Raw genomic sequence first — 24,414 nt, forward strand, 5'->3', positions numbered from 1 at the left:
TTCCTTCGGGGTAAAATAAGAAAGATGGTTTTTTGAGAGGGTGATGATTTGCTAAACTTTTTTTTAAATCGTAGCAAAAAAAATGGTGTCTACGAACGTACAGCCATCGGGAAGTTAGCAGGTAGCCTCGGGTTGCTTTCCAACCTCCTATTATTTGCCGGAAAATTTATCATTGGCTTATCTGCACAATCTGTTTCGATTATGGCCGATGCCATCAACAGTCTTTCAGATACAGCCTCGTCTATTTTAACATTGATCGGTTTTCGGATCTCGGCGAAACCAGCCGACAGTGAACATCCATATGGACATGAGCGATTTGAAGCCATCAGTGGGTTTGTGGTATCTTTGATCATCACGTTTGTTGGCGGTCAATTTCTCATCAGCTCTGTGCAACGCATCATGGAACCGACGAGTATCCGTCTTTCACCACTATTGTTTATCGTTTTGGTTTTATCGATTTTGATCAAAATCTGGCAGGGAGCGATGTACCGCAAACTGGCGAACCTGATTGGCTCTCAAACACTTAAAGCCAGTGGGCAAGACAGTCTCAACGATGTGTATACAACGGGTGCGGTTTTGTTTTCAGCGACGATCGAGTGGTTGACTGGCCTACGTATCGATGGCTTTGTCGGCTGTCTGATTGCCTTGTATATTTTGATTAGCGGAATCAAAATGATTCGTTCCTTTATCAACGAATTATTAGGGGCACGCCCAACGCAAGAAGAAGTAGCTGCCATGGAGCAGCGCTTGGATCACTATCCGACGATTCTCGGTTACCATGATTTACTGGTTCATAATTATGGACCGAAAAATCGCTTTGCCAGTGTGCATATCGAAGTGGATGAAACGTGGTCTTTACGAGAAGCGCATGAGGTGATTGATGCTATTGAACAAGATTTTCGCCAATCTTTAAAGGTCGACCTTGTCTGTCATCTTGATCCAGTACCAATTCAAGATCAGCAGTATCGGTATTTAAAAAAAGAAGTGTCAAAGATCATTCGCTTCGTTGATCCGCAGTTACGGATGCATGATTTTCAGGTCAAAGGAGATCTGTTGGCGTTTGATTTAGTGATTCCCGCAAAATCGGCGTATAGTGATCAAGAAATCGAAGAAATGCTGAAACAAAAAATCAAAGAAACACTAGGGGACTATGAATTGAAGCTTGCTTTCGATCATAGTTACCTATTATAGGGTTAAAGGATATAGGAGGAAACTATGATAAAAATGGATATGAGCATGATTTCCACGGTATTATTGGCACTTTTGTTTATTAATACGATTGCTGCCTTTATTACTGTTTTTCGGAAACCACGCTCGATTGCAAGTGTCTTTGCTTGGATGATGACGTTGGTATTCATCCCCGGCATCGGGTTTTTGTTGTACTTGTTTTGTGGTCGGGGGATCGACGGAGAAATTATTTATAAATTTAGTGAGCACCACCAAAGTAGGATCAATGAGTTGAATCAAATCATCAAAGTGCACAATTATTCTTTTCCTGAACATCCTTACTCAGATGACAATCATCTATTAGAGCGCTATTTTAAGAACCTTGATGAATCGCCCTTGACTAAAGGAAACAAAGTAGAATTTTATACAGATGGAAAAGAAAAATTTGCAGCATTGTTTGAAGACATGAAGCAAGCAGAAGATAATCTGCATGTGGAATATTATTCGTTTTTTAATGATGAGATCGGTGGCCAATTTCTGTCTATCTTGATCGATAAAGCCCGTGAAGGTGTTGAAGTGCGTTTGGTCTATGATCCATGGGGGTCACCGAAAGCCAATCGGAAATTCTTTCAACCGTTGATTGATGCCGGTGGAAAAGTCGTGCCTTTCATCACTTCGAAGAACCTGATCCGTAACACACGATTGAACTATCATCTACATCGAAAAATCGTTGTGATCGATGGTCAAATTGGGTGGACTGGCGGCTTTAATGTCGGCGATCAATATTTAGGGAAAAAGGCCAAATTTGGCTATTGGCGAGACACCCATGCAAGAATCGTAGGTACTGCCAGTTTTACACTACAAGAGATTTTTATTCGTGACTGGAACGCATCTGTAAAAAAAGAAGAGGATCAACTGGAATACGAGGATCGCTACTTTATTCTACCGCCGAAAGAGCTCTCTGGAAATGTTGATTTGCAGATTGTCGCTGATGGTCCTGAAAGTGAGACCCAAATTCTCAAAGGCGGTTTTGTAAAAATGATCTTAGCTGCCAAAGAATCGATTTGGATCCAAACGCCTTATTTGATTCCTGATGACAGTATGATGAACGCATTGGAAATTGCCATCCACTCAGGTGTAGACGTCCGAATCATGATCCCATGTATGCCTGACCACCCATTCATTTACCGGGCAACACAGCATTATGCCAATTATTTGCATCGTCGTGGTGCAAAAATCTACATCTATAACAATGGTTTCCTCCATGCGAAGACGGTCATGATGGATGATACCATTAGTTCCTTTGGGACGACAAATCAAGACATTCGGAGTTATGCCTTGAATTTTGAAGTCAATGCTTTTGCCTACGATCACGATGTCACGCAAACGTTGAAAGGCTTCTTTGAAGAGGATATGGCGCAATCAACATTACTGACGGATGAAATTTTAGCTAAGCAGTCTTACTGGTTGCGCTTCAAACAAAACTTCTCTCGGTTATTGTCTCCGATCCTTTAATTTCAAAGCCTTTGCTAATCCTTGGCGTGCCAAATGGTCGGCACCTTTGTTTTGGCTCTCAGGGATCCATTGGATGATCGCTAAAGGGAACTGTTTCAACAAGCATTGAATTTCCGTTAAATAATCAGAAAAAGCAGGGTTTTTGGTATAATTCTTGTCGATAGTCTGCGCAACGACTTTGCTGTCGGTATAGAGCATAATCGTCTGTTCCTGTAACCCTTTGTCAATCAGCAGCTGCAACGCGTTTACCATCACAGCGAACTCTGCTTGGTGGTTGGTTGAATCAGGTAGCGGAAACGCAATTTGCTCATGCAGATCAGTACCGACAATGACGATTCCACCGCCACTAGGGCCGGGGTTGCCTTTCGTGGAAGCATCAAGATAAACTTTTAACATTGTCTCACCCTTTTTTGATATGATAAAGATAGTATACTAGAAATTTTATGTTGTGAGGAACTTTTATGAAGCGTAAATTGTATTGGCAACCGGAAGCTGCTACAGCGATCATTTATTGGTCGTTTACTATGATGATATTATTTATCAGTTTGATTCTTTCGTTAGAAAATACCAGACCTTATTGGAAAAGCAACCTCGTTTTAGCCGTCTTTTTCTTTTTTGTATGGTTAGGTATTCATCGAAGCATACTCATCAGGAATGATTTGCTCCTTATTCGCTATGCCCGCTTATGGAAGAAACGCCTTATTTCTTTACCTGAGATAGAAAAATGGCAAATTGAAAACCATTTAATCAGCATTACCGATCATCAAAAAACGTATACCTTCACGTTACGTAAAAAAGATGTGGTATGGTTAGAAACTTTTTTTCAAGAAAAAATCCCTGAAAAAAGGGTGCAGGTCGAAACCAACGAGTAATTCATAGAAATCTAGAAAACAGCGATCACTCCTTTTGGCGGCACAGCCTTAGGAAGGACGTTGTTTTTTGTTTACATAGAGGATTCGGCAAACTTCTTGTAAAAGTGTGGAAAATCTCTCTTTCTTTCTGAATAAAATCAAGTATAATAAGAGCATAGCAAACAAAATACATTTTAAAGTGCTAAATAGTTCGTGAATTGAGGGTAAAAATGAAATCAGATATCGAAATTGCACAAGAATCAACGCCTAAACCGATTATTGAAATTGCTGAACCACTTGGTTTAACAGGGGATGACCTGGAACTTTATGGCAAATATAAAGCAAAAATCGAATGGTCGGCAATCAAAGAAAAAGCAAACAAGCCGTTAGGTAAGCTTATTTTAGTCACAGCCATCAGCCCGACACCAGCAGGGGAAGGTAAATCAACGGTGACCATCGGACTTGCGGATGCCCTGAATCAAATCGGGAAACAAACCGTCATCGCCTTACGGGAGCCATCATTGGGCCCAGTAATGGGCATCAAAGGCGGCGCCACCGGCGGCGGCAAAGCACAAGTTCTACCGATGGAAGACATCAACTTACATTTCACAGGTGATATGCATGCGATCACGGCTGCCAATAACGCCTTGTCTGCGTTGATCGACAATCATATCCAACAAGGCAACGAATTAGGGATCGACGGACGTCGGGTCACATGGAAACGCGTTGTCGATTTGAATGATCGAGCGTTACGACAAGTGATCGTCGGTCTAGGGGGACCGTTACAAGGCGTTCCCCGAGAAGACGGTTTTGACATTACCGTTGCTAGTGAGATCATGGCGATTTTGTGCTTGGCAACAAGCATTGATAATTTAAAAGAGCGATTAGGAAAGATTTTAATTGGTTATTCTTTTGGGAAACAACCGATTTACGTAAAAGATCTGGCGGTCCAAGGTGCTTTAGCCTTACTTTTAAAAGATGCCCTCAAACCGAATCTCGTTCAAACGATTGAAGGAACCCCTGCGCTGATCCATGGCGGTCCTTTTGCGAATATCGCCCATGGGTGTAATAGTGTCATTGCAACCGAGACGGCTTTGCACGTAGGCGAATACACGGTGACCGAAGCTGGGTTTGGTGCTGACTTAGGCGCAGAGAAATTTCTTGATATCAAAACACCGAACTTATCAAAGGCACCAGATGCGATCGTAGTGGTAGCGACGATCAGAGCACTGAAGATGCATGGTGGGGTCGCTGTCGCTGATTTAGGGACAGAAAACATAGAAGCATTAGAGCGGGGCTTCAGTAATTTAAAGCGACATGTTGGAAACATGCGTAAATACGGTATTCCAGTTGTCGTTGCGCTTAATGAGTTCTCACAAGACACCGAAGCAGAGCGGAAATTAGTTGAAACCATGTGTCAGCAAATCGACGTCACCATCGCACGGACAGCCGTTTGGGCAGAAGGTGGCGCCGGTGGAACGGATCTAGCAAAAGCGCTGGTACAAGTAATTGAGGAAAAACCCGCCAACTATCATCGCTTGTATACCGACGATTTGCCTTTAGCGGATAAAGCTTCTTTGATTGTGCGTGAGATCTACGGCGGGGCAGAGGTTGAGTTTGCGCCTAAAGCCAAGGCACAGTTGCAAAGCTTCAAAGAGCAAGGCTGGGATCAGCTGCCGATTTGTATGGCAAAAACCCAGTATTCATTCAGTGATGATCCAAAACGATTGGGCGCACCAGATGACTTCACAGTAACGATTCGCGAATTCGTGCCAAAATTAGGTGCTGGTTTTATCGTTGCCTTGACTGGCGCCGTGATGACGATGCCGGGACTACCCAAGAAACCTGCGGCCATCAATATGGACGTGACTTCTGATGGCCAAGCGATCGGTCTTTTCTAAAAGAGTGGTCACAAACAAAGCGGACATTCACTGCGTTTGAAGCGAAAAACGCAAAGAGGTGCTTAGAAAGGACGGATGCACGCTGCATCCGTCTTTTTCTCGTTCATTAGACGTGATGGAAGATTAAAGTAGGAATTCTTGTTATAATAATCAAGGAAGCAAGTAAAAGTCTATTTTCTTTCTTTTGATAATCAAGTATACTTAACCAATTGAGGTGATCCTTGTCAATGGAGATACAACTGACCAGACGGACTGGCTTTTATGGAATGGGCAGTCCCCTAGAGATTATGCAGGAGAAAAAAAGAATCGCTGCCATCAATCATCAGCAAACGATTTTTTTAGAGTTAGCTGAGCAGACACCGATTCGTGTGCGCATGTTTTTTTTAGAAAGTCAGCCTTTTCAGCTACCACAAGGCCAATCAGCGCTCAAGCTGGAGATCGTGATGAATCCTACGCTTAAAAGATTATATATCGGCTTTTATTTAAGCCTTTTTCTCATGATGGGGGTATTGGGCTTATTCTCTATCTCCCTTTACTCGTTGCTTTTTGTCGGGGGGTATTTGGTGGCATATTTTGTCTTTGTTTTGATTTATTTGAAAAAAGCGTATCTTATCAAGGAGGTTCCTCATGGCTAGTGGTGCAGATCAATTTTTGAGTAGTTTTAATCGAATCGAAAAGCGGCTTCGTGACGAATTGGATAATCCACGGAATATGGGTTTTTCTGAAATGGTTCGTCGCTTGTCAAAAAGCAAAAATATCAATGTCAGAAGAGCAGAAGATGATCTATTACAAATGGCTCAGCTGCGCAATGCCATCGTACATGAAAAAATCGGAGAAAACTTTGTCATTGCTGAACCGAATGAATGGGTCGTCAATCGCATTCAAGAAATTGAACGCTCTTTACTGGCACCTGAAAAAGTCATGCCGCGTTTTGCGAAACGAGTGACTGGTTTTGAAAAGCACCTGCCATTACCAGAGTTATTGAAAATCGTTGCCCAAAAGCGCTATTCACAATTTCCGATCTATGATAATGGTCGATTTTTGGGCTTGATCACTTTGCGGATGCTGGGATACTGGTTAGCGAAAGAAAGCCTCCATGGTGAAATCAAGTTGACAGGCAGAACGGCAGATGAATTATTAGCAGGAGATGGGAAACGATCAAATTATTGTTTCGTGTCGGCTGAAACGACCATCGTAGAAGTGGAAGAATTGTTTCAAAAAAATGCCCTGCTTGAGGCGGTTTTGATCACCAAGGATAAAAATCCGAATGGAAATCTCTTGGGCATCATCCGTCCACGAGATATTTTTAAAGAAGAAAGAGTGGAAAATTTATGATCGCGTTGTTTTTTTTGTTAAGTGCTGTTGTCATTGGCTTGGATCAATGGCTGAAAATTTGGATCGTTGCAAATTATCAACTAGGTGAAACACATTCTCTGATCGACAATGTGTTGTCCCTGACCTATCTTCAGAATACCGGTGCAGCTTGGAGTATTCTAGAAGGAAAAATCACTTTTTTTGCGATCATCACCGTTATCGCGGTTGCCGTCGTTGTTTACCTATTGTTTCGTTACCAAAAAAGCAGTTTGTGGTTTCGCTTTGGATTGGCATTTGTTCTAGGTGGCGCTATCGGAAACTTCATCGATCGCTTGCAGCATGGCTTTGTGGTGGACATGTTCCAGCTTGATTTTATCAATTTCCCAATTTTCAATATCGCTGATATGTCATTAGTGTTTGGGGTAATCTTGATTTTTATTTATGCACTGGTAGATGACGAAGCAAAAGGGAAACAAGGAGAATCAAATGGAAAAGCAAATTGAAGTAATCATTAAAGAAGAAAAAGGGCGGGTCGACAAAGTGTTGGCTGAACGCTTGCCTGACCATAGCCGTTCACAAGTTCAACAATGGCTGAAAGAAGATGCCGTTACTTTAGAAGGTGAAACGGTTCGGGCTAATTATAAAGTAAAAGCAGGCGATCACTTGGTCATCCAAGTGCCAGAGCCGGAAGTAGTAGATTTAGAGCCAGAAAATATTCCTTTGACGATCGTCTATCAAGATGCTGATGTGGCAGTCATCAACAAGCCGCAAGGGATGGTGGTTCATCCATCCGCTGGGCATCCAAATGGCACCTTGGTCAATGCGTTATTGTACCATATGGATGATTTATCCACGATCAATGATGTTGTTCGGCCAGGAATCGTTCATCGAATCGACAAAGATACGTCGGGTCTGTTAATGATTGCCAAAAATGATCAGGCGCATGAGTCGTTAGCGAAACAATTGAAAGACAAAACCTCGTTACGCAAGTATGTGGCATTGGTCCATGGCAATATCAGCCACGAAAAAGGCACGATCAATGCACCGATCGGCCGCTCGAAAGTCAATCGGAAAATGCAAGCCGTGATCGAGAATGGCAAACCCGCAGTGACTCATTTCACCGTGTTGGAACGCTTTGATCAATTTACCTTGGTGGAATTGCAATTGGAAACTGGAAGAACCCACCAAATTAGAGTGCATATGCAATATATCGGGTTCCCGTTAGCCGGTGACCCAATCTACGGACCAAAGCGCACCTTAAAAGGCAACGGCCAGTTTTTACATGCCAAGCTTTTAGGTTTCACACATCCCACAACGGGTGAGTCAATGGTCTTTGAAGCCCCATTACCAGAACTATTTGAGGACACCCTAAAAAAATTACGAAAAAATGATTGATTTTTTTGTGTTGGAACTGTATAGTAATTGTAACAACTAAATAGCTCCTTTAAATGTAGTCCCGTGAGGCTAAGAAGGAATGAGTAAGCAGACGACTCCCGCGCTGGAGATTCGAACCCTTACTAGATGATAACGTGTACCCAAAATCCACAGAATGGGATTTTAGGCAACGATCGGAAAACATGACTCCTACCTCAAGCAGGTAGGAGTTTTTTTATGTTCAAAATTAGGAGGGAACAACATATGGCAGCGAAAGAAGTAGTAGATGCAGTAACAATGAAACGAGCGTTAACGCGGATCACCTATGAAATTATTGAAAGAAATCGCGGCATTGATAACTTGGTGCTGGTAGGGATCAAGACCCGAGGCATCTATATCGCTCAACGGATAGCAGAACGTTTAAAACAACTAGAAGGCGTAGAAGTGCCTGTCGGTGAATTGGACATCACCTTGTACCGAGATGACAAAAAGGCAGAAGATGATCCAGAGATCCATTCATCAGACATCCCGACTGCCATTGATGGCAAAGAAGTCATCTTGATCGATGATGTCTTGTTTACAGGACGGACGATTCGGGCAGCTTTGGATGCCATCATGGATATTGGTCGACCAAAAAGAATCTCACTCGCCGTTTTAGTTGACCGCGGTCATCGTGAACTGCCGATTCGGGCAGATTTTGTTGGAAAAAATATTCCAACTGCTTTAAGTGAAGAAATTATCGTGGAGATGGAAGAATCCGATGGTTCTGACCGGATCATGATCAATAAAGAAAACGACTAGGAAGAAGAGTGACAGCAACATGCAGAAGCAAGAATTTCGTAATCCAGACGCAGTTTTAGACATCAAAGATCGGCCCAAAGCACTGCCTTGGTTAGGTCTAAGCTTACAACATCTTTTCACGATGTTTGGGGCAACAGTATTAGTTCCGATCCTCGTTGGGATCAACCCCAGCATCGCTTTAGTTAGTTCAGGTATTGGAACATTGGTTTACTTGGTCACAACGAAAGGGAAGATTCCTGCGTATCTAGGCAGCAGCTTTGCGTTTATCGCAGCGATGCAGATGCTGATGAAATCTGATGGCTACCCAGCTATCGCACAAGGCGCCATCACGACTGGGTTGGTTTACGTGATCGTTTCGATGATCATTAAACGTGCCGGTGCAGCTTGGTTGGATAAGATCTTACCACCGATCATTGTCGGTCCTGTGATTATGGTGATTGGATTAGGGTTAGCCGCTAACGCCGCCCAGAATGCAATGTACAATGACTCAGTCTACGATTTCAAGTACATTCTGGTAGCTTTGGCTACCTTAGGATTAACGATTTTCTTCAATATGTTTCTGCGTGGGTTTTTAGGATTGATCCCGATCCTTCTGGGGATCGTGGGCGGATACTTGATCGCCTTAGCAGCGGGGATCGTCGATGTGCAGCCCATCATTGACGCCAACTGGTTTGGCATGCCAAGCTTCGAGATTCCCTTCATTAACTATGAACCAAAACTGTATCTGAATGCAATCACTACGATGGCGCCGATCGCTTTTGTTACCATGACCGAACACATCGGTCATCTGATGGTCTTGAACAAATTAACGAAGCGGAACTTTTTTGAAGAGCCAGGCTTGAACCGAACACTATTGGGAGATGGGTTTGCTCAAATTGCAGCCGGTCTCGTTGGGGGCCCCCCAGTGACAAGTTACGGAGAAAACATTGGGGTTTTAGCAATTACACGGGTCCACAGTGTGTTCGTCATCGGTGGAGCAGCAGTTCTAGCCATCGTACTAGGCTTCGTTGGAAAACTAAGCGCATTGATCTTAAGTATTCCTGGTCCAGTCATCTCAGGGATCAGCTTCCTGCTCTTTGGCGTCATCGCTGCCAGCGGGTTGAAAATTTTGATCGACAACAAAATCGATTTTGATCGTAAGAAGAATTTGATCATTGCGTCAGTGATCCTTGTGGTAGGAATCGGCGGTCTTGTCTTCACGGTCGGTACCTTCACATTATCCGCAATGGCGTTAGCAACTGTCCTAGGGATCTTCTTGAATCTTATTTTACCTGACAGCTCTCGCAGCGAAGAAAAATAACTTGTGCCAACTCATCGTTTAAACAGAATCAAAGGAGGAATTCATTCATGATTATTCAATCCGAAAGAATCAGCTTAAAGCATCTTTTGACGGTAGAAGCATTGACGGACCGTGAAGTGATGGGACTCATCCGCAGAGGACAAGAATTCAAAAGAGGGGCGAAATGGATGCCCCAAAAAGAACAATATTTCGCAACAAATCTCTTTTTTGAGAACAGTACCAGAACCCACAAAAGCTTCGATGTTGCTGAGAAAAAACTAGGGATCGAAGTCATCGAATTTGAAGCCTCCACCAGTTCTGTTCAAAAAGGCGAGACCTTGTATGACACGGTCTTGACGATGTCGGCTTTAGGTGTAGACGTTGCGGTCATTCGCCACGGCGATGAAAATTACTACGACGCTTTGATCCAAAGCAAAACGATCCAGTGCAGTATCATCAATGGCGGGGACGGCAGCGGCCAACACCCAACGCAATGCTTGCTAGACCTGATGACGATCTATGAAGAGTTTGGGCATTTTGACGACTTGAAAGTCGCAATCGTAGGTGACATCACCCACTCACGGGTCGCAAAATCAAACATGCAAATGTTGAAGCGTCTCGGAGCGAAAGTCTTCTTCTCAGGTCCAAAGGAATGGTATGACGAAGAATTTGAAGTATACGGTCATTGGCTACCATTAGACGAATTGGTCGCAGAAGTCGATGTTATGATGATGCTTCGTGTCCAGCACGAGCGCCATGATGGAACGGAAAGCTTTTCAAAAGAAGAATACTTAAAAAATCACGGGTTGACCGTCGAACGCGCCGCAAGAATGAAAGAGCATGCGATCATAATGCACCCAGCGCCGGTCAATCGCGATGTGGAATTGGCTGATGCCTTAGTTGAAAGCTTACGCTCACGAATCATCACACAGATGTCCAATGGCGTCTTTGTTCGAATGGCGATTCTTGAAGCGGTGTTGAACGGTAAGGCCTAACAGGCAAAAAGGAAAGAATTAGAGGAGGAAGTTTACATGAAAACACTCATTAAAAACGGTAAAATCATCAAAAAAGACAATCACTGTGTTCCTGCAGCAATTTGGATCGAAGAAGGAATCATTCGCGGGATCGGTACAGCATTTCCCGAAACAGATTTTGACGAAGTCATCGATGCCAAAGAGCAATTGATCACGCCAGGTTTAGTGGATGTTCATGTACACTTCAGAGAACCAGGCTTTGAGTACAAAGAAACAATTGAAACGGGCAGCATCGCAGCAGCTCGCGGTGGGTTCACGACAGTTTGCGCAATGCCAAACCTTGACCCAGTTCCCGATACACCGGAAAAATTAACAGCTGTTTACGAAAAAATCAACGCAGATGCGTCAATCAATGTCTTACAATACGCCCCGATCACAGAAAACTTACGCAGTGAAACGTTGACGGATGCAGCTGGAATGAAAGCTGCTGGCGCTTTCGCCTTGACGAACGATGGCGTGGGTGTTCAGACTGCTGGCACAATGTATCTGGCCATGAAGCAAGCAGCCGAAAATGACTTGGCCTTGGTTGCCCATACAGAAGATGACTCCTTACTCTTTGGCGGCGTGATGCATGCTGGTAAAAAAGCAGAAGAACTTGGACTACCGGGGATCTTGAGTGTAACGGAAGCTTCTCAAATCGCTCGTGATGTACTTTTGGCGGAAGCAACAGGTGCTCATTACCATGTCTGCCATGTCTCGACCAAAGAAAGTGTTCGAGTGATCCGAGATGCCAAAAAAGCTGGTATCCATGTGACAGCTGAAGTTTCTCCTCATCATGTGCTTCTAATCGATGAAGATATTCCTGCCGATGAAGGCTTTTGGAAAATGAACCCACCGTTACGTGGGCAAGAAGACCGTGAAGCGTTGATCGAAGGTCTGCTGGATGGCACGATCGATTGTATCGCGACGGATCATGCCCCACATGGCTATGAAGAAAAAATGAAAAGCTTTTTAAAAGCACCATTTGGCATCGTCGGATCAGAATATGCCTTCCAATTGTTGTACACTCATTTTGTCAAAACAGGACGCTTTACCTTGCAGCAACTAGTGGATTGGATGACCGTGAAACCAGCATCAATCTTTGGTCTAAGCGCCGGAACGATGATGGTCGGAGACAAAGCCGATCTCGCGATTTTTGACTTAGAATCAGCTTATAACGTGGATCCTAAGCAATTTCTATCAAAAGGAGTCAATACGCCTTTCGGTGGATGGACGTTATATGGGGATACAAGTTATACATTTGTAAATGGAAAATTAGTATGGCAAAAAGGTGGGCAATAATATGAAACGTTGGCTTATTTTAGAAGATGGAACATACTTTGAAGGCGAAGGCTTTGGTGCCAGTATCAATGTATTTGGTGAGATTGTTTTTACCACCAGCATGACGGGCTATCAAGAAGCCATTACGGATCAAAGCTTTAACGGACAAATCATTACGTTTACGTATCCGATGGTTGGAAATTACGGCGTCAACCGAGACGACTACGAATCAATTTCACCGACTTGTAAAGGGGTCGTTGTGAAAGAACACGCGCGTCTAGCGAGCAATTGGCGGAAACAGCTGACGTTAGATGAATTTTTAAAACGCAAAAATATTCCAGGGATCGCAGGAATCGATACACGCGCGCTGACAAGAAAGATCCGTCAACATGGGACCATGAAAGCGAGTATCGTTGATGCAGGAGATGTCTTTGACCATGCCTTTGATCAATTAAAAGCGGCGGTTTTACCAACCAATCAAGTGGCACAAGTTTCTACCTCAAAACCTTATCCAAGTCCTGGAACGGGTCGCAATATCGTGGTCATCGACTTCGGCTTGAAGCACAGTATTTTACGGGAGTTGTCACGCCGCAACTGCAATTTAACGATTTTGCCATACAATACGACAGCGCAAGAAATTTTAGACCTCGCACCAGATGGTGTAATGCTGACAAATGGACCGGGTGATCCTAAAAGCTTGCCAGAAGCAATTAAAATGATACAAGGGATTCAAGGCAAGGTACCGATCTTCGGGATTTGTTTAGGCCATCAGCTCTTCTCATTAGCGAATGGGGCAGATACCTATAAAATGAAGTTCGGTCACCGCGGATTGAACCATCCGGTAAGAGAGATCGCCACTGGTCGGATCGATTTTACCTCACAAAACCATGGCTTTGCTGTGGATGAAGCATCCATCGATCCTGAAAAACTAATGGTGACACACGTCGAAGTGAACGATGGCACGATCGAAGGGGTTCGTCATCGCCGCTACCCAGCATTCAGTGTCCAATACCACCCAGATGCGGCACCGGGCCCGCATGATGCGGTCCACTTATTTGACGAATTTTTAGAGATGATCGATGCATGGAAGGAGCAGAACTAATATGCCAAAACGTACAGATATCAAGAAAATCATGGTAATCGGTTCTGGACCGATTATTATAGGACAAGCGGCAGAATTTGATTATGCCGGTACACAAGCTTGTTTAGCTTTACGAGAAGAAGGCTACGAAGTGGTGTTAGTCAATTCGAATCCCGCAACGATCATGACGGACAAAGAAATTGCTGACAAAGTCTACATTGAACCAATCACATTTGAGTTTGTCTCACGGATTTTACGTAAAGAACAGCCTGATGCAATTTTACCGACATTAGGCGGACAAACGGGCTTGAATATGGCGATGGAATTAGCCAACTCAGGTATTTTGGATGAATTAGGAATTGAGTTGCTAGGAACCAAATTAGCGGCAATCGATCAGGCAGAAGATCGAGATTTATTCAAACAATTAATGGAAGAATTGGATCAACCGATCCCAGAATCCGAAATCGTATCAACGGTGGAAGCAGCAGTTGAATTTGCGAAAAAAATCGGCTTTCCAATCATTGTTCGTCCAGCATTTACGCTAGGAGGAACGGGCGGTGGCATGTGTAACAATGAAGAAGAATTACGCCAAATCGCTGAAAACGGCTTGAAGCTCTCGCCCGTGACCCAATGCTTGATTGAACGTAGTATTGCTGGGTTTAAAGAGATCGAATATGAAGTGATGCGGGATTCTGCAGACAACGCGATCGTTGTTTGTAATATGGAAAACTTCGATCCAGTCGGCATCCACACCGGCGATTCCATCGTCTTTGCCCCTAGTCAAACACTGTCAGACCATGAATACCAAATGTTGCGAGATGCGTCATTAAAAATTATTCGCGCATTAAAAATAGAAGGTGGTTGTAACGTTCAGTTGGCACTTGATCCACATAGCTTTAATTACTATGTGATTGAAGTAAATCCAAGGGTTTCTCGTTCGTCTGCACTAGCAAGTAAAGCAACAGGTTATCCAATTGCCAAATTGGCAGCGAAAATTGCCGTCGGTTTAACATTGGATGAAATGAAAAATCCAGTCACAGAAACCACCTATGCAGAATTTGAACCCGCCCTTGACTATGTTGTGGCAAAAATTCCTCGCTGGCCGTTTGACAAGTTTGAAACGGGGGAACGTCGATTAGGAACACAAATGAAAGCAACTGGAGAAGTGATGGCCATTGGTCGTAATATTGAAGAGTCATTACTGAAAGCTGTTCGTTCATTGGAAATCGGCACACATCATATCGAAATGAAAGAACTAGAAGCTCTTTCTGACAATGATCTGATGGAGAAGGTCATCAAGGCCCAAGATGATCGCCTGTTCTACGTCATGGAAGCCATCCGAAGAGGGTATACTATCGAAGATTTGAATGAAATGACGAAAATCGATTTATTCTTCTTAGATAAAATGCTTCACATCTTTGAGATCGAACAAGCATTAGCAAACGAACCACATTCCCTTGATGTGTTGAAAAAAGCCAAGCAAAACGGCTTTACGGATAAAAAGATCGCTGAGCTGTGGGAAACCACGGAAGCTGAGATCCGCACGCTGCGTCATGAGCAAAAGATTTTGCCTGTCTACAAAATGGTAGATACATGTGCCGCAGAATTTGAATCAGCAACACCTTATTTCTACAGCACCTATGAGTTTGAGAATGAAAGCAAGCGCAGTGAAAAAGAATCTGTTCTTGTCCTAGGTTCTGGACCGATCCGAATCGGACAAGGGGTGGAGTTCGACTATGCAACAGTGCACTCGGTGAAAGCGATCCAAGCTGCTGGCTATGAAGCGATCATCATGAACAGTAATCCTGAAACGGTTTCGACTGATTTTTCTATCTCCGACAAGCTGTATTTTGAACCGTTGACCTTAGAAGATGTCTTGCATGTGATCGATTTGGAACAGCCAATTGGGGTCATCGTCCAATTTGGCGGGCAAACGGCGATCAATTTAGCCGAACCTTTGGTGAAAGCCGGAGTAAAAATCCTAGGCACCAGCATTGAAGATCTTGATCGTGCCGAAAACCGCGATCTCTTTGAGCAAGCATTACAAGCACTAGATATTCCGCAACCACCAGGCGACACGGCGACGAACGAACAAGAAGCGATCGCCATCGCACAAAAAATCGGCTATCCTGTTTTAGTCCGCCCAAGTTATGTCTTAGGGGGACGTGCGATGGAAATCGTGGAAAACCAAGCCGATTTAGAAGATTATATGCGTCATGCAGTGAAAGCATCACCAGAACATCCTGTCTTGGTCGATCGTTACTTGGTTGGTAAAGAATGTGAAGTCGATGCTATCTGTGACGGCAAAACTGTTTTGATTCCTGGAATCATGGAACATATCGAGCGTGCAGGGGTCCATTCAGGAGATTCAATGGCAGTCTATCCACCGCAAAATCTTTCGGATGAACTAATTGCTACGATCGAAGAATATACCAAACGCTTGGCATTAGGTTTAAATTGTATCGGTATGATGAATATCCAATTTGTCATCCATGAGAACAAAGTGTATGTCATTGAAGTAAATCCTCGTGCTAGCCGAACCGTGCCATTTTTAAGCAAGGTAACAGAGATCCCAATGGCCCAAATTGCCACGAAGGCGATTCTCGGGGAAGAGATCACAGCGTTAGGTTATCAAGACGGACTTGCTCCAACACCAAATGAAGTACACATCAAAGCACCTGTCTTCTCCTTTACAAAACTTTTAAAAGTCGATACTTACTTAGGCCCTGAAATGAAATCAACGGGTGAAGTAATGGGATCAGATAAAGATTTGGCAAAAGCACTTTATAAAGCTTTTGAGGCATCAGGCCTGCATATTCCTGAATTTGGAAAAGCACTTTTCACCGTTGCAGACGAAAGCAAAGAAGAGGCAGCAGCACTGGCGGCGCGTTTCGTAGAGGTCGGCTTCACCTTAATGGCTACCAATGGAACCGCTGATTACTTTGAAGAAAAAGGCCTGCAAGTGACACGAGTTGCTAAAATCTCTGATCAACAAGCAGAAGAAACGGTTGTTGATTTGATCCGTAAAGGAACGACCCAAGTAGTAGTCAATACCATGGACAAAGATCGCCAAAATGCAACGGAAGACGGATTTATCATTCGCCGAGAAGCAGTGGAGCATGGTGTACCGACCTTTACTTCTCTTGATACAGCGGATGCAATTCTAAAAGTGATGGAATCCCGCAGTTTTTCAACAAAAGCAATTTAACGCAGATAAAGGAGTTTTTTGATGAAGCAAGAAATCATGACCATCAGCAAACAGCGTCAACTGGCACCACGGATTTTTGAAATGACATTGACTGGTGAATTAGTCAATGAGATGAGGACCCCAGGGCAGTTTCTGCACCTGCGGGTTCCTCAAAATGCCTTTCTTCTTCGCCGACCGATCAGTATCAATCATATCGATGCTGAGAAAAAAGAATGCCGAATCATTTACCGGGTCGAAGGAGATGGCACACGAATTTTTTCAGAAATGACCGTTGGGGATCCAATCGATGTGATGGGGCCTTTAGGAAATGGGTTTCGCTATCATCATTTAAACCAAGGGGACACTGCATTTATCGTAGGTGGCGGTATCGGTGTACCGCCGCTCTACGAACTATCGAAACGTCTGACGCAACAAGGGATCCACGTCATTCACTTTTTGGGCTTTGCCAGCAAAGACGTCATGTATTATGAAGAGGAATTTCGCGCACTGGGAGATACGAGGATCGCTACCGATGATGGCAGCGCTGGTTTACAAGGAAATGTTGGCAACCTGTTATTAGCTGCAGAGCAAACACCTGCGGCAGTCTTTGCCTGCGGAAATAACGGTCTTTTAAAAACCACCGCCCAGCTTTTCGAAGACCTTTCAGATGTTCAATTATCCATGGAAGCGCGAATGGCTTGCGGGATGGGTGCCTGTTATGCCTGTGTTTGCCATACGAAAGATGACGAACAAGGTACAAAAAGTGTCAAAGTTTGTGACGAAGGGCCTGTATTTCAGGCGAGAAAGGTGGTCATTTAATGTCGATCAACGTCGAGCTACCCGGATTGAGTCTAAAAAATCCGATCATGCCTGCCAGCGGCTGTTTTGGGTTTGGTGCAGAATATGATAAATATTATGACATCAGTCAATTAGGTGCGGTGATGATCAAAGCGACCACACCTGAACCACGTTTTGGCAATCCAACCCCAAGGGTAGCGGAAACGCCTAGTGGTATGTTAAATGCCATCGGGTTGCAAAATCCTGGGTTAGAAACGGTCATGAATCAAATATTGCCGGACTTAGCTCAAAAACATCCAGAGTTACCGATCATTGCAAACGTTGCTGGTTCGACCGTCGAAGATTACGTTCTTGTGTGTCAGGAAATCAGTCAGGCAGAAAATGTCAAAGCGATCGAATTGAATATCTCTTGCCCTAACGTCAAACATGGCGGTATCACTTTCGGAACCGATCCTGCGGTTGCTGGTGCATTGACTGAAGCGGTCAAAAAAGTCTCGCAAGTGCCGATCTATGTCAAACTTTCGCCGAATGTGACGGATATTGTCCCAATTGCAAAAGCGATCGAAGCAGGCGGCGCCGACGGGTTTACGATGATCAATACGCTTTTGGGCATGCGGATCGATTTAAAAACACGAAAACCGATTTTAGCCAACCAAACCGGGGGCTTGTCTGGTCCATCAATCAAACCAGTGGCGATCCGCCTAATCAAACAAGTGGCGCAAGTTTCTCAATTACCAATTATTGGCATGGGGGGCGTGATGTCAGTGGATGATGTACTTGAAATGTATCTGGCAGGTGCAAGTGCAGTTGCAGTAGGAACTGCAAACTTTACCGATCCTTACATTTGCCCAAAATTGATTGAAGAATTGCCTATCCGAATGGCAGAATTAGGGATCACTTCTTTGGAACAGTTGATAAAAGAAGTGAGAGAGGAGCACGTGTGATGAGTGAACGACCAATTATTGCCTTAGATTTCCCCAACAAACAGGCTATTGAAACATTTTTAGCGCAATTTCCTGCGGGAGAAAAATTATTTGTAAAAGTTGGAATGGAGATTTTCTACCAAGAAGGACCAGCGATCGTCACTTGGTTGAAATCCTTTGGCCATGACATTTTTTTAGATTTAAAATTACATGATATCCCTAATACTGTTGGACGAGCAATGGAGCGCTTAGCTTCTTTAGGTGTTGCTTTGACGAATGTTCATGCAGCCGGCGGGATTGAAATGATGACTGCTGCTAAAAAAGGTCTGCAACAAGGAACCCCCGCTGGAGACAAAGTCCCTGATTTGATTGCAGTTACCCAATTGACCTCCACTAGTGAGGCACAAATGCATCATGATCAGCAGATCATGACGTCACTGCAAGAAAGTGTTATCCATTACGCCACCTGTGCCCAAAAAGCTGGATTAGACGGTGTTGTTTGCTCCGCACACGAAGCAAAACAGATCAAGCAAAGAACAACCGATGCCTTCATACGCTTGACGCCTGGTATCCGACCAGCTGGCAGTGAAGTTGGCGATCAAAAACGAATCATGACACCTGCACAAGCTCGCAATGCGGGGGCTACCATGATCGTTGTGGGACGTCCAATCACCCAGTCTAAGACACCGTATGAAAGTTATCTGCAAATAAAACAAGAATGGAAGGAAGCTAGCCAATGAAAGAACAATCCAATCAAATTGCCAAAGATCTTTTAGACATCGAGGCGATTTTTTTACGACCGAATGAACCATTTACTTGGGCAAGCGGCATCAAAAGCCCTATTTACTGCGACAATCGAATCACTATGAGTTATCCTCATGTACGTCGCGCCATTGCGAAAGGCTTAGCTGCAGTCATCAAAACGACTTATCCCGAAGCAGAAGTGATTGCAGGGACCGCAACAGCCGGGATTCCCCATGCTGCTTGGGTCGCTGAATTGTTAGATTTGCCAATGGTTTATATTCGCAGCAAAGCAAAAGAACATGGCAAAGGCAATCAAATTGAAGGTCGTATTCAGCCAAATCAAAAAATGGTCGTCATTGAAGATTTATTGTCAACAGGTGGCAGTGTCTTAGAAGCTTGTGAAGCAGCCAAAAGAGAAGGAGCCGACGTATTAGGCGTCGCTGCGATCTTTACTTACGAGCTGCCTCAAGTCCAAGAGAATTTTGACCAAGCAGGTCTATCCTATGTGACTTTGACAAACTATACAGCGTTGATCGAGTCGGCTTTAGAAACGGGTGCTATTCAAGAGTCTGATGTTGCCCTGTTACAAGAGTGGCGAAAAGATCCTGCTGCTTGGTTGAGTGAATAAGGAATTGAAATAAGAAACGGATATGTGAGGGAATGACCAAGCATATTCGTTTTATTTTCACCTATTTTCTGATAGCATTGGGAGAAAGTTTTTTTGATAGGAAGGGCTATTCCTTGCTGTCAACTTGAATTAGGAGGCTGTTTTTTTGAAAAGAAATATGGATGTTCCCTGGAGTTATTCCGGAGACAATGGACCTGAACATTGGCACACTTTGTGCGATTGGTATGCACAAGGCGCCGAATTTCCTTACCAATCCCCAATTGCTTTAGTTCACGATGAAACCGAAGAACCTATCGATCAGGACTTGGCTTTTCACTATAAACGAGAGCGGTTCACGGAAAAAGAATTCAAAAATACGATTCACTTCGTTCCATATAACAAAGAAAGTTATGTCACATTTAAAGGGATCAACTACTATTTGACGGATATTCATTTCCACATGCCGTCTGAACATATTATCGATGATGAACAGCAAGAATTAGAGTTTCATCTCGTCCATATGAATGAGGACGGAGAAAACTTGGTTGTGGGCATCTTATTCAAATTGACGGATAAGCTCAACTGGATCTGCAATCAGCAAGACGACAGCATCTGGGACTTTGAAAACCATACGCAATGGTTTGATCCGACTATGTTCTTACCAGAACGCACCCACCATTTCCATTATGTGGGTTCGTTGACGACACCGCCAACCAAAGGGCCAATCAATTGGTTCGTCTTTGACTGGATCGGGGAGATGAGCCGCCGCTTCATTTTGGAATTCCGGGAAGAAGTGTTAGAAAACAATAATCGCCCATTACAAGACCGCAAAGATCGACCTATTTATTTCTATTAATTTATAAAAATAGATCCTTTTACGTAGTGTTTATCACTGACTTCATTTGATGGTCAGTATAGAAACCACTTCGTAAGGGTAATCAATAAAAATGATGTTAGAATTTTTAGAATGTCATTGACTAGAAAAAGACGAAAACTCTTCGTCTTTTTTTATTTTTATATTCTAGGACCATGAAGGCTATGCTAAAATATTAAATAAGCTGATTCTCGGCAGTTAATGCATTGTGAAAATAAATACAAATATAGTTTTTTTTAGAAAAAGAGCAGACACGGTAAAGCTTTTTTGGCTGAGTATTTTATAGTGAAAGAAAGGAAATCCATATGCATGCATGGGAAGCAATCCAAAAATCCATCGATTTTATCGAAGACAATCTTGCTGAGTCGCTAGAGATCGAAACGTTAGCACAAGTCGCATCACTTTCTGTATTTTATTATCAACGCTTATTTACTCGCTTAGTTAAAATTTCTGTTAGGGAATATATAAAACTGCGTCGTCTGGCCAGAGCCGCTGTTTTATTAAAAGACAGAAAAAGTCGAGTCATTGAGGTCGCTTTTGAGGTTGGTTTTAGCAGCCATGCAGTATTTTCAAGAACCTTTAAGACCGTTTATGGACTTTCACCTTCTCTTTACCAAAAAGCGCCGATCGGCTTGCAAAATTTTGATAAGCCGGATCTATCTTTAGGGTATATTGTCACAGAAGAAGGCAATCCATTGATCAGCGAAGGAGTCGTTTTGGAGATTCAGAAGAAGCGAAATCAGCAACCGCTGGTTTTTTGTGGCGTTGTTGGTTACTATCCATTTAAGTATGGAAAAATGCTGGGCCAACGAACAGGGATTGATCCGATTGATGATATTTGGCATGATTTTTATCAAAAGACTGCCAATCAGCCTCGCACCGATCATTGCCTGATCGGTGTTTCATTTCCGGGAGATGCGCCTGAAGGCTATTCAAGTTATTTTGTTGGTCAAATATCTGATGGTTCGCAATTTCTCAACTGCACTGAATGGACTTTACCAGAACGTGAGTATATTGTTTGCAGTTTTGATACGGTCTCAGAGCAACTGATCATCAATATGGGAAAGGCGATGCGTTATACCCGTTTTTGGCTCAAGAAAAATGGCTGGATTGCTGAGAATTTTTTTCCTGAGCTTTATCGAAAAGGGGAAAATCATGTGGTTCATGTCGAATTATGGATTCCTTTTAAAAAAAGAATTATGATGCAAGGAGGAACAGAATAATGACCCACCAGTATGAAGAAGGAATAAAGCTGCTTGAAGAAAAATTCGGACATTTTAAAGACAATGTGATTGCCCTTGCGACGACAGCTTGTGACAAAACTGTAGAGGGACACATACAACCAGTCGTTCGAGAAGTTGATGCTTTTTATGAAGAGGGCGTTTTTTACGTGTCGACACACGAGCAATCCAATAAAATCAAGCAAATCAAAAAGAACCCAGCAGTTTCCATTGCTGTTAGCGGTGAATGGTTTACTGCGGTCGGTCAAGGGGAGAATTTAGGTTGGGTGCTAGACCCTAAAAATGCAGAATTAAGATGCAAAATTCGCAAAGCCTTTGTCTGGTACGACGAAGTCAACAATGAGAATGATAAAGGCTGTTGCTTTCTAGCAATCCATTTGACCAAAGGAACGTTGAATATCAATCACTGGGAAAAGCTGTATCATTTTGATTTCGAGAAGAAAGTCACTATGGAGGATGGTGGAATTTATTAGCTAGCAGAAGCTACTTTCTCACGGTGATTTTCGAATGCCATTCTATCGGATCTAGCAGATACGTCGATGGCTAAATTCTGAGAAGGCTTGCCTTTTGTGTTTCAAGCTAAGCAAAATTTTCGCTGAAAGAGCAGTAGATAGAAGGAAAAAGCATAAAAACCGATCACAAGCGCGTGTAGTTTCGCAGCGCTTTTGTGGTCGGTTCTTTTATTGATTACACTATGATTTTTTGATCCGAATAGGCTGAGGAGCAGCTAGGACTGTTTTAATCTCAAAATTCCCTCATCAGGTGTCACAAAAAGCGTTTTTTGATTCTCATAAATGACGAATCCAGGTTTGGCACCATTCGGTTTCCGAATATGTTTGACTTGCACATAGTCCACCGGTACTTGGGCAGATTGACGATATTTTGAGAAATATGCGGCAAGCTCTGCAGCTTCCATTAAGGTTGTCTCACTAGGATCATCCGAACGAATGATGACATGAGAGCCAGGAATATTTTTGGTATGCAGCCAGATATCACTCTTACGAGCTGTTTTTAAGGTCAGTTGGTCATTTTGTAAATTGTTTTTTCCAACGAAAATTTCTGTTCCGTCTGAAGAAAGAAATCGTTCTGGTTGCGAAGGAGCGGCTTTTTTACGCTGTTTCATCCGATTTTTGACATAGCCTTGTGCAATCAGTTCTTCCCGAATAACCGCCAGATCCATTGGAGAGGCGATTTCTAATTGGGCTAACACGGATTCGAGATACGCGATTTCTTCTTTCGTTTCGGCAATCTGCTGATGGACCAATTTGACTGCATTTTTTAATTTCTGATAACGTTGAAAATATTTCTGAGCATTTTGATTGGGAGAAAGAGCGGGATCTAATTTGATCGTCAAAAGCCGATTCTCATCATAGTAATTTTCCAAATCAACTGAAGCAGCACCACGGGGGACTTGATTCATAAAGGTCGTCAAAAGCTCACCTTTTTGACGAAATTCTTCGGCGTTTTCTGAATCGATTAACGTTTGTTGGCGTTTCTTTAACTTCAATTGGTTCCGTTTCAGTTCATTCTCAATCTTCTTTAGTAATTCGCCACCTTGTTGTTTGACCCGATCTCTTTCCGCCTTGTCGTGATAAAACGCATCTAAAAGCTCGCTCAGACTCTGATAAGAGGTGACAGTGGTGGTCGCATCGATCAATGATGGATAGGGAATTGGTGTAAAATATTCCTTTTTCTCTGACTGGAGATAACTTGGTGCTAGCTCCTGGGTAAGCTCTGTAAAGAAAGCTTCCCACTGACGCAGTTTTTCATTGGGATTGGCATTGATTCGAGCGATTAATTCTTCTGCTGTATCGCGGCCTAAGCCTTGGAATCGTTGTTGAAGTTCTTTTGCCGTCAAGGGATCGATGGTCGATAATTCTTCAAAAATTTTGGTGCGAGAGGCTGTAAAAGGATTAAGTGTTGTTTGCTTTGGTGGTGCAATATAAGTAGCACCCGGTAATAAAGTACGATACGTATTTTGTGAATGACCAATGTGTTTGATTGTATCGACAATTTTTCCGCTCGTCTTATTCATTAATAAAATCGTGCTGTGACGGCCCATCAATTCGACAATCAAGACGAGGGATTGTAAATCACCTAGTTCATCTCGTCGAGTAAAATGAAAATGGATCACACGGTCATTGTCGATTTGTTCGATTGATTCTAAGATCGCCCCTTCTAAATATTTCCGCAGCATCATCAAGAAATTCGGTGGGGTTTCTGGATTGCTATAGGCGATCGTTGTGCATTGCACACGAGCATAGGTGGGATGTGCGGATAGCAAAAGTTTATGATTTTTCCCTTGGGCACGGATCACAAATACGACCTCATTTTCATAAGGTTGATGAATTTTGTTCACACGTCCACTGGTTAATTGATTTTGTAATTCTTTGACCATTAAATGGGTAAAAACACCATCAAAAGACATATTGTTTCCCTCTTTTCTTATAAGGATAGTTTGAC

Annotated in this window: 23 protein-coding genes; 21 read left to right on the forward strand and 2 right to left on the reverse strand. The window is 43.2% G+C overall.

What is annotated here, in order from left to right; translation table 11 throughout:
* The first annotated feature begins 48 nt into the window (after nt 1–48).
* Nucleotides 49–1,191 (forward strand): cation diffusion facilitator family transporter, encoded by a 1,143-nt coding sequence (locus IGI86_RS07920; protein WP_005236009.1) that lies wholly within the window; start codon nt 49–51, stop codon nt 1,189–1,191.
* A gap of 24 nt (nt 1,192–1,215) precedes the next feature.
* Nucleotides 1,216–2,682: a cardiolipin synthase gene (gene cls / locus IGI86_RS07925; RefSeq protein ID WP_008379854.1), complete on the forward strand. Its 1,467-nt coding sequence runs from the start codon at nt 1,216–1,218 to the stop codon at nt 2,680–2,682.
* On the opposite strand, the gene IGI86_RS07930 is transcribed toward cls, so the two are convergent.
* Nucleotides 2,662–3,078: a ribonuclease HI family protein gene (locus IGI86_RS07930; protein ID WP_005236004.1), complete on the reverse strand. Its 417-nt coding sequence runs from the start codon at nt 3,076–3,078 to the stop codon at nt 2,662–2,664. The two genes, cls and IGI86_RS07930, sit on opposite strands and share 21 nt — an antisense overlap.
* A gap of 65 nt (nt 3,079–3,143) precedes the next feature.
* Here IGI86_RS07930 and IGI86_RS07935 point away from each other — a divergent pair, with 65 nt between their 5' ends.
* From IGI86_RS07935 to IGI86_RS08025, 19 genes are all read left to right on the forward strand, one after another.
* The gene (locus IGI86_RS07935; RefSeq protein WP_430617896.1) at nt 3,144–3,554 is read left to right on the forward strand and encodes an EbsA family protein; all 411 of its coding nucleotides are present in this window, start codon (nt 3,144–3,146) and stop codon (nt 3,552–3,554) included.
* Nucleotides 3,555–3,763: 209 nt separating this feature from the next.
* Entirely contained in the window at nt 3,764–5,434 is a 1,671-nt protein-coding gene (locus IGI86_RS07940; RefSeq protein WP_430617897.1) for a formate--tetrahydrofolate ligase, read from the forward strand.
* A gap of 227 nt (nt 5,435–5,661) precedes the next feature.
* Nucleotides 5,662–6,069, forward strand: a complete 408-nt coding sequence (locus IGI86_RS07945) for a hypothetical protein (RefSeq protein WP_430617898.1) — start codon at nt 5,662–5,664, stop codon at nt 6,067–6,069.
* Nucleotides 6,062–6,769 (forward strand): CBS domain-containing protein, encoded by a 708-nt coding sequence (locus IGI86_RS07950; protein WP_005235996.1) that lies wholly within the window; start codon nt 6,062–6,064, stop codon nt 6,767–6,769. The genes IGI86_RS07945 and IGI86_RS07950 overlap by 8 nt, the downstream gene beginning before the upstream one ends.
* Nucleotides 6,766–7,251, forward strand: a complete 486-nt coding sequence (lspA, locus tag IGI86_RS07955) for a signal peptidase II (RefSeq protein WP_005226122.1) — start codon at nt 6,766–6,768, stop codon at nt 7,249–7,251. Before IGI86_RS07950 ends, lspA begins: the two co-directional genes overlap by 4 nt.
* Nucleotides 7,235–8,143: an RluA family pseudouridine synthase gene (locus IGI86_RS07960; protein ID WP_430617899.1), complete on the forward strand. Its 909-nt coding sequence runs from the start codon at nt 7,235–7,237 to the stop codon at nt 8,141–8,143. Before lspA ends, IGI86_RS07960 begins: the two co-directional genes overlap by 17 nt.
* A gap of 243 nt (nt 8,144–8,386) precedes the next feature.
* A complete protein-coding gene (gene pyrR / locus IGI86_RS07965; protein ID WP_005235992.1) occupies nt 8,387–8,923 on the forward strand; it encodes a bifunctional pyr operon transcriptional regulator/uracil phosphoribosyltransferase PyrR in 537 nt (178 codons plus the stop codon).
* A 19-nt stretch (nt 8,924–8,942) separates the two neighbouring features.
* On the forward strand, nt 8,943–10,223 hold the full coding sequence (locus IGI86_RS07970) for a solute carrier family 23 protein (RefSeq protein ID WP_005235990.1): 1,281 nt from the start codon (nt 8,943–8,945) through the stop codon (nt 10,221–10,223).
* 47 nt (nt 10,224–10,270) lie between these two features.
* Complete coding sequence (locus tag IGI86_RS07975; protein ID WP_005235988.1) at nt 10,271–11,197, forward strand: aspartate carbamoyltransferase catalytic subunit; 927 nt, start codon at nt 10,271–10,273, stop codon at nt 11,195–11,197.
* A 36-nt stretch (nt 11,198–11,233) separates the two neighbouring features.
* Nucleotides 11,234–12,517, forward strand: coding sequence for a dihydroorotase (locus IGI86_RS07980; protein WP_430617900.1), 1,284 nt, complete (start codon nt 11,234–11,236; stop codon nt 12,515–12,517).
* A gap of 1 nt (nt 12,518) precedes the next feature.
* Nucleotides 12,519–13,598, forward strand: a complete 1,080-nt coding sequence (locus tag IGI86_RS07985; protein WP_005235984.1) for a carbamoyl phosphate synthase small subunit — start codon at nt 12,519–12,521, stop codon at nt 13,596–13,598.
* A 1-nt stretch (nt 13,599) separates the two neighbouring features.
* Nucleotides 13,600–16,785 carry a carbamoyl-phosphate synthase large subunit gene (gene carB, locus IGI86_RS07990; protein WP_005235983.1) on the forward strand — a complete coding sequence of 1,062 codons (3,186 nt, stop codon included), beginning with the start codon at nt 13,600–13,602 and terminating at the stop codon, nt 16,783–16,785.
* Nucleotides 16,786–16,806: 21 nt separating this feature from the next.
* Entirely contained in the window at nt 16,807–17,583 is a 777-nt protein-coding gene (locus IGI86_RS07995; RefSeq protein ID WP_008379873.1) for a dihydroorotate dehydrogenase electron transfer subunit, read from the forward strand.
* Nucleotides 17,583–18,506, forward strand: coding sequence for a dihydroorotate dehydrogenase (locus IGI86_RS08000; protein WP_016611756.1), 924 nt, complete (start codon nt 17,583–17,585; stop codon nt 18,504–18,506). Before IGI86_RS07995 ends, IGI86_RS08000 begins: the two co-directional genes overlap by 1 nt.
* Nucleotides 18,506–19,225, forward strand: a complete 720-nt coding sequence (pyrF, locus tag IGI86_RS08005) for an orotidine-5'-phosphate decarboxylase (protein WP_008379878.1) — start codon at nt 18,506–18,508, stop codon at nt 19,223–19,225. The genes IGI86_RS08000 and pyrF overlap by 1 nt, the downstream gene beginning before the upstream one ends.
* Nucleotides 19,222–19,857 carry an orotate phosphoribosyltransferase gene (gene pyrE / locus IGI86_RS08010; protein WP_005226111.1) on the forward strand — a complete coding sequence of 212 codons (636 nt, stop codon included), beginning with the start codon at nt 19,222–19,224 and terminating at the stop codon, nt 19,855–19,857. The genes pyrF and pyrE overlap by 4 nt, the downstream gene beginning before the upstream one ends.
* 157 nt (nt 19,858–20,014) lie before the next feature.
* Nucleotides 20,015–20,692, forward strand: coding sequence for a carbonic anhydrase family protein (locus tag IGI86_RS08015; RefSeq protein ID WP_016620153.1), 678 nt, complete (start codon nt 20,015–20,017; stop codon nt 20,690–20,692).
* A gap of 323 nt (nt 20,693–21,015) precedes the next feature.
* Nucleotides 21,016–21,933, forward strand: a complete 918-nt coding sequence (locus IGI86_RS08020) for a helix-turn-helix domain-containing protein (RefSeq protein ID WP_430617901.1) — start codon at nt 21,016–21,018, stop codon at nt 21,931–21,933.
* Nucleotides 21,933–22,424 carry a pyridoxamine 5'-phosphate oxidase family protein gene (locus IGI86_RS08025; protein ID WP_005235973.1) on the forward strand — a complete coding sequence of 164 codons (492 nt, stop codon included), beginning with the start codon at nt 21,933–21,935 and terminating at the stop codon, nt 22,422–22,424. Before IGI86_RS08020 ends, IGI86_RS08025 begins: the two co-directional genes overlap by 1 nt.
* A 254-nt stretch (nt 22,425–22,678) precedes the next feature.
* Here IGI86_RS08025 and efbA read toward each other — a convergent pair whose 3' ends face one another.
* A complete protein-coding gene (gene efbA, locus IGI86_RS08030; RefSeq protein ID WP_430617902.1) occupies nt 22,679–24,379 on the reverse strand; it encodes a fibronectin-binding protein EfbA in 1,701 nt (566 codons plus the stop codon).
* Nucleotides 24,380–24,414: the final 35 nt, after the last annotated feature.

The sequence above is a fragment of the Enterococcus sp. AZ188 genome, from assembly GCF_050544075.1.
Lineage (GTDB): Bacteria > Bacillota > Bacilli > Lactobacillales > Enterococcaceae > Enterococcus_D > Enterococcus_D entomosocium.